Consider the following 6395-nt stretch of genomic DNA (forward strand, 5'->3'; position numbering starts at 1 on the left):
CCCCCGGCACGCCGGAGCCCGGCCCACCGGGTCCCGGGACCGCGCGGGGCCCGGGCCCGCCCGATCCGTCGGCCCTTTCGGGCAGCGCCCCCGCGCGGGGCCCGGTACCGGACACCACCGCGCAGGCCGTGGCGCCGGACCCCGGGACCACGGGAAACCCGACAAGCGACGCACCCGGGACCACGGGAAACCCGACAAGCGACGCACCCGGGACCGCGGGAAACCCGACAAGCGACGCACCCGAAACCATGGGAAGCCCGGCGCCCGACACCCCCGGAGCCCCGGAAAAACCGACGCCCAACGCTCCCGGGGCCACGGTAAACGCCACACCCGGTGCCTCCGCAGCCGCAGAAAAGCCGACAGGCGACACCCCCGGGACCACGGGAAGCCCAGCGCCCACGGGAAGCCCGGCGCGCAGTTCGCCCGGTGCCCCCGACGCCCCCGTACGGGCGACGGCAGCCCCCCGAGCCGCCGGCCCGGCACACGCACCCGTCGCCAAGGCCGCGAAGGCCGCGAAGGCCGCCGAGGCCGCGAAGGGCCGCATGGACACCCCGGTCGCGTCTGCCGCCGAATGGGTGAATCCGCTGCGCGACCCCCGGGACCGCCGACTGCCACGGATCGCGGGGCCGTCCGGGCTGGTCATCTTCGGGGTCACCGGCGACCTGTCCCGCAAGAAGCTCATGCCCGCCGTGTACGACCTGGCCAACCGGGGTCTGCTGCCGCCGGGCTTCTCGCTGGTCGGCTTCGCCCGGCGCGACTGGGAGGACCAGGACTTCGCGCAGGTGGTGCACGAGTCCGTCAAGGCGCACGCCCGGACGCCGTTCCGGGAGGAGGTCTGGCAGCAGCTCTCCGAGGGCATGCGGTTCGTCCCCGGCGACTTCGACGACGACACGGCGTTCAAGCAGCTGCGCGCGGCCGTGGAGGAACTGGACTCCTCCCGTGGCACCGGCGGAAACTTCGCCTTCTACCTCTCCGTACCGCCGAGGTTCTTCCCCAAGGTCGTGCAGCAACTGAAGAAGCACGGGCTGGCGGACGCACCGCGGGGCTCCTGGCGCCGCGCGGTCATCGAGAAGCCGTTCGGCCACGATCTGGCCGACGCCCGCCGGCTGAACCGGACCGTGCACGAGGTGTTCGACCCGGAGCAGGTCTTCCGCATCGACCACTACCTGGGCAAGGAGACCGTCCAGAACATCCTGGCGCTGCGCTTCGCCAACCAGATGTACGAGCCGGTGTGGAACCGCTCCTACGTCGACCACGTGCAGATCACCATGGCCGAGGACATCGGCATCGGCGGCCGGGCCGGCTACTACGACGGCATCGGCGCAGCCCGGGACGTCGTCCAGAACCACCTGCTGCAGCTGCTCGCGCTCACCGCGATGGAGGAACCCCTCGCCTTCGACGCCGATGCGCTGCTCACCGAGAAGCTGAAGGTGCTCAAGTCGGTGCGGCTGCCCGAGGACCTGGGCTCCCACACCGTGCGCGCCCAGTACACGGAGGGCTGGCAGGGCGGCGAGCGGGTCGTCGGCTACGTCCAGGAGGAGGGCATCGACCCGGGGTCGAGGACCGACACGTACGCGGCGGTCAAGCTGGGGATCGACAACCGCCGCTGGGCCGGCGTCCCGTTCTACCTGCGCGCCGGCAAGCGGCTGGGCCGCCGGGTCACCGAGATCGCGGTCGTCTTCCAGCGGGCGCCGCACTCCCCCTTCGACACTTCGGCCACCGAGGAACTCGGGCAGAACGCCATCGTCATCCGGGTCCAGCCGGACGAGGGCATGACCGTCCGCTTCGGCTCCAAGGTGCCGGGCACGTCGATGGAGATCCGGGACGTGTCGATGGACTTCGCCTACGGCGAGTCCTTCACGGAGTCCAGCCCGGAGGCGTACGAACGTCTCATCCTGGATGTGCTGCTCGGTGACGCCAACCTGTTCCCCCGCCACCAGGAAGTGGAAGAGTCCTGGAGGATCCTCGACCCGATCGAGGCGTACTGGGACGAGCACGGCAGGCCGGCCCAGTACCCGGCGGGCACCTGGGGTCCGCGGGAAGCCGACGAGATGCTCGCACGAGACGGACGGAGCTGGCGCAGGCCATGAAGATCGACCTGACCGACACCACTGCGGGTGCCATCAACAAGGCCCTGGTCCAGGGCCGCCGTGCCATCGGCACGCCCGCCGTGGGCATGGTCCTGACGATGGTCGTCGTCACGGACGAGGAGAACGCCTACGACGCGATCAAGGCCGTCGAGGAGGCCTCGCACGAGCACCCCTCGCGCATGCTGGTCGTGATCAAGCGGCACGCCCGCACCCTGCGGGACCGTACGCACTCCCGGCTGGACGCGGAGGTACGGGTCGGCTCCGAGGCCGGCGCCGGTGAGACGGTCGTGCTGCGCACCTACGGCGACGTGTCCGACCACGCCGACTCGGTGGTGCTGCCGCTGCTGCTGCCCGACGCGCCGGTCGTCGTGTGGTGGCCGGTGGACGCGCCCGACAACCCCTCCGCGGATCCGCTGGGCAGGCTGGCCCAGCGCAGGATCACCGACCTGTACGCCGTCGAGCGCCCGCTGGAGGTCCTTCGGACCCGCGTCCGCTTCTACGCCCCGGGCGACACCGACCTCGCCTGGACCCGGCTCACCCTCTGGCGTTCGATGCTGGCCGCGGCCCTGGACCAGGCCCGGATGAAGGTGACCTCGGCGGCCGTGGAGGCCGAGGCGGAGAACCCGAGCGCGGAGCTGCTGGCCCGCTGGCTGGAGGCCCGGCTGGACGTGAAGGCCGACCGTGTGGTCTCCCCCGGCCCGGTGGTCACGACCGTACGGCTGGGCACCGACAACGGGGAGATCGTCCTCGACCGGCCCGAGGGCCCGCTGGCCACGCTGACCCTGCCGGGCCAGCCGCCGCGCTCCCTCGCGCTGAAGGTCCGTCCCCTGTCGGAACTCATCGCCGAGGAGCTGCGCCGCCTCGACGCCGACGACATGTACGCCGTCGCCCTGCGCGGCAAGGGCATCAAGGAGACCGTCTGATGTCCGGCCCCGCCCCGTCCACCGCCGCCCCCGTGGGCGCGTACCGCACTTTGAGGAAGTGAGCTGACATGGCATCGATCGAGTTGGGTCTGATCGGCCTCGGCAAGATGGGCGGCAGTATGCGGGAGCGTCTCCGCAACGCCGGCCTCACCGTGGTCGGCTACGACCGCAACCCCGAACTCTCCGACGTGGACAGCATTGTCGAACTCGTCGACCGGCTCGAGGCGCCGCGCACGGTCTGGGTGATGGTTCCGGCCGGCTCGGCCACCCAGTACGTCATCGACCAGCTGACGACGCTGCTCAAGCCCGGCGACATCGTCGTCGACGGCGGCAACTCCCGGTGGACGGACGACCAGAGGCGTGCCAAGCAGTTGCACGCGCGGGGCATCGGTTTCGTCGACGCGGGTGTCTCCGGCGGGGTGTGGGGTCTGAAGAACGGCTACGCGCTGATGGTGGGCGGCGACGAGGAGCACGTCCGGTGGCTGGAGCCGATCTTCGACGCGCTCAAGCCGGAGGGCCCGTACGGCTTCGTCCACGCGGGCAAGGTGGGCGCGGGCCACTTCGCGAAGATGGTCCACAACGGCATCGAGTACGCGATGATGCAGGCCTACGCCGAGGGCTGGGAGTTGCTGGAGACCGTCCCGTCGGTCACCGACGCGCGCGAGGTGTTCCGCTCCTGGACGCAGGGCACCGTCATCCGTTCCTGGCTGCTGGACCTCGCTGTCAACGCCCTGGACGACGACGAGCACCTGCAGAAGCTGCGCGGCTACGCGGAGGACTCCGGCGAGGGCCGCTGGACCGTGCAGGCCGGCATCGACAACGCCGTGCCGATGCCGGCCATCACGGCCGCCCTGTTCGCACGGTTCGCCTCCCGGCAGGAGGACTCCCCGCAGATGAGGATGGTCGCGGCGCTGCGCAACCAGTTCGGCGGGCACGCCGTGGAGGCGGTGGGGAAGGAGACCGTGCAGAAGGAGGCGGTGCGGAAGGACTGAGCCGGGTCCGTCAGCGTGCGGTGTGCCGGGCGTGCTGTGCCGCCAGGCGCACGGACGCGTTCGGGACGCCGTAGCCGCGGTAGCCGGGATCGCGCTGGACCAGTTCGAAGAAGAGTCGGCCGACGGTCTCGGTGTAGCAGTGCCGGAAGGCGCCGCCCTCGTCGCGGTCGTAGAGGATGCCGAGGTCGCGGTAGGTCCGCAGCTCCTCGTCGGGCAGGTCGTGGCGTGCCGCCAGGTCGTCGTAGTAGTTCGCCGGGATCGGCAGCAGGCGGCCTCCGGCGGCGCGGAAGCGGCGGGCGGCGGCGACCACGTCGTCGGTGGCCAGCGCGAGGTGCTGGGCGTGGGCGGTGTCGTCGGTGGGCGCCGCGCCGACGCCGAGGGCGATACGGACGCTGCCGTCGGCGTTGGTCACCGCGCGGCTGCGCAGCAGCCCGTAGGGATCGGCGACGTCGACGCTCTCCTGGGCGTCGAGTCCGAGGACGCTGCGGTGGAAGAGGGCCGCCTTGTCGAAGTGGTGCCAGGGCTGGGTGAGGGCGAGGTGGTCGATGCGGGCCACGCCCCCGGCGTCCGCCGGGGCGGCGACGTCCTCGAAGTCGGCCCGCCAGTTGGGCAGGTGCGGTTTTCCGGTGGCGCAGAAGAAGAGTTCGGTGCCGTCGGGGGCGGCCACCGCGTCCAGTGGGGCGTCCTCGGGGGCGCGGCGGCGGGGCAGTACGGGCGCCAGCAGGGCCTCGGCGCGGCGGGCGGCACCGGCGGGGTCCGGGGACTCCAGGCCGACCGCGGCGATCTGGGTGCCCTCGCGGCGTACCGCGCCGGTCGTGTTGACCAGGACGCGGGCCTGCCCCTGCTGCCAGAGGTCGACGGGCTTGCCGCGGTGCCGGGCGGTGCGGGTGAAGCCGAGCGCGTCCAGCATCGCCGTGACCGGTTCGACGTCCGGTGTGACCAGCTCGGCGAAGGCGATGCCGGTGGGGACCACGGGTGCGGGCAGGTCCGCGGTGCCGGCCGCCTCCTGCAGGGCGAGCAGCGAGCGGCGGGCGTCCACGGCCGTGGGGCCCGCGTCGGCCTGCCGGAAGACGTCGTTGAAGACCTCCAGGGAGAGCGGACCGTCGTAGCCCGCGCGCAGTACGTGCCGCAGCAGGCCGGCGACGTCGAATCCGCCCTGTCCGGGGAAGCAGCGGTAGTGGCGGCTCCACTGCAGCACGTCCATGGCGAGCTGCGGTGCGTCCGCCAGCTGCAGGAAGAAGATCTTCTCGCCGGGGATGTCCTCGATGCCCTGGGGGTCGGAGCCCCGGGAGAGGATGTGGAAGCTGTCCAGGCAGACGCCGAGCGCCGGATGGCCGGCCGTCCGCACGAGGCGCCAGGCGTGGTCGTAGGTGCTGACGTGCCGGCCCCAGGCGAGTGCCTCGTAGGCGACGCGGATGCCGAAGTCCTGGGCGAGGTCGGCGAGTTCGCTCAGCTGCTCGGCGGCCAGCGCATCGTCGTCCACGGCCGTCGGACAGACGCTGGAGCAGACGAGGACGGTGTCCGCGCCCAGGCGGCGCATCAGCTCGAACTTGTGCCGGGCGCGGCGCAGGTTGCGGGCGAACTCGGCTTCCGGCACGGCTTCGATGTCCCGCATCGGCTGGTACAGCTCGATGGTGAGGCCGAGGTCGGCGCAGCGGGCGCGGATCTCCTCGGGGGTCAGGGGGCTCGCGAGCAGGTCGTTCTCGAAGATCTCCACGCCGTCGAAGCCGGCCCGGGAGGCGGCCGTGAGCTTCTCGGTGAGGGATCCGCTCAGCGAGACGGTGGCGATGGACGTACGCACCTGGGTACCTCTCCTCTGCTTCCGCACTCTTTCCGCACTCTGCCGCGTACTACTGCCGGGCCCCGACCGCGCCGTCCGCGCGTTCGGTGGCGTCGGCGATCCCGGTGATGTCGGCGCCCTCGGTGATGTCGGCGACCATCCGCGCACTGTCGGGTTCCCGTCCGGTGAACAGGCGGAACGCGTCGGCGGCCTGGAAGGCGGCCATGCCGCCGCCGTCGAGCGTGGCGCAGCCGAGCGCCCGGGCGGTGCGCAGCAGCTCGGTCCGGAGCGGGCGGTAGACCACCTCGGCGACCCACAGGCCGGGGTGCAGCAGTTCGGCCGGGAGGGGCAGGCCGGGGTGGGCGGCCATGCCGGTGGGGGTGGCGTGCACGATGCCGTCGGCCCGGGTCAGCAGGTGCGCGAGCGCGTCGGGGGCCGCGGCGGCGGCGCGGCCCGTGCCGAAGTGGTGGTTGAGGGAGTCGGCGAGGGCGGCGGCCCGCTCGGGCAGCGCGTCGACGACGGTGACGCGGCCGGCCCCGAGCGTCAGGGTGGCGTGGGCGACGGCGGCGCCGCCACCGCCTTCTTGGCGGCGGCCTGGCGCGTGGCCGGG

At 72.6% G+C, this 6395-nt stretch carries 4 protein-coding genes and 1 pseudogene; 3 read left to right on the forward strand and 2 right to left on the reverse strand.

The annotated features are described in order from the left end of the window. Positions 1-542 precede the first annotated feature (542 nt). The 3 genes from zwf to gnd all read left to right on the forward strand — a co-directional run bounded on the left by zwf (position 543) and on the right by gnd (position 4005). Positions 543-2090, forward strand: a complete 1548-nt coding sequence (zwf, locus tag DEP02_RS30125) for a glucose-6-phosphate dehydrogenase (protein WP_112470848.1) — start codon at positions 543-545, stop codon at positions 2088-2090. Continuing rightward, positions 2087-3013, forward strand: a complete 927-nt coding sequence (opcA, locus tag DEP02_RS30130) for a glucose-6-phosphate dehydrogenase assembly protein OpcA (RefSeq protein ID WP_112470849.1) — start codon at positions 2087-2089, stop codon at positions 3011-3013. Before zwf ends, opcA begins: the two co-directional genes overlap by 4 nt. 77 nt (positions 3014-3090) lie before the next feature. Then, complete coding sequence (gnd, locus tag DEP02_RS30135; RefSeq protein WP_112470851.1) at positions 3091-4005, forward strand: phosphogluconate dehydrogenase (NAD(+)-dependent, decarboxylating); 915 nt, start codon at positions 3091-3093, stop codon at positions 4003-4005. 10 nt (positions 4006-4015) lie between these two features. On the opposite strand, the gene DEP02_RS30140 is transcribed toward gnd, so the two are convergent. Next, positions 4016-5806, reverse strand: a complete 1791-nt coding sequence (locus DEP02_RS30140) for a bifunctional sugar phosphate isomerase/epimerase/4-hydroxyphenylpyruvate dioxygenase family protein (RefSeq protein WP_112470850.1) — start codon at positions 5804-5806, stop codon at positions 4016-4018. A 49-nt stretch (positions 5807-5855) separates the two neighbouring features. Continuing rightward, positions 5856-6395: pseudogene (locus DEP02_RS30145) on the reverse strand (hypothetical protein); the annotation flags it as partial.

Origin of the sequence: Streptomyces triticisoli (genome assembly GCF_003270085.1) — a bacterium.
Lineage (GTDB): Bacteria > Actinomycetota > Actinomycetes > Streptomycetales > Streptomycetaceae > Streptomyces > Streptomyces triticisoli.

What these genes read in the sequence shown, in the direction of transcription:
- zwf (WP_112470848.1), top strand. Translation starts at nt 543, where the DNA reads ATGGACACCCCGGTCGCGTCTGCCGCCGAATGGGTGAATCCGCTGCGC.
- opcA (WP_112470849.1), top strand. Translation starts at nt 2,087, where the DNA reads ATGAAGATCGACCTGACCGACACCACTGCGGGTGCCATCAACAAGGCC.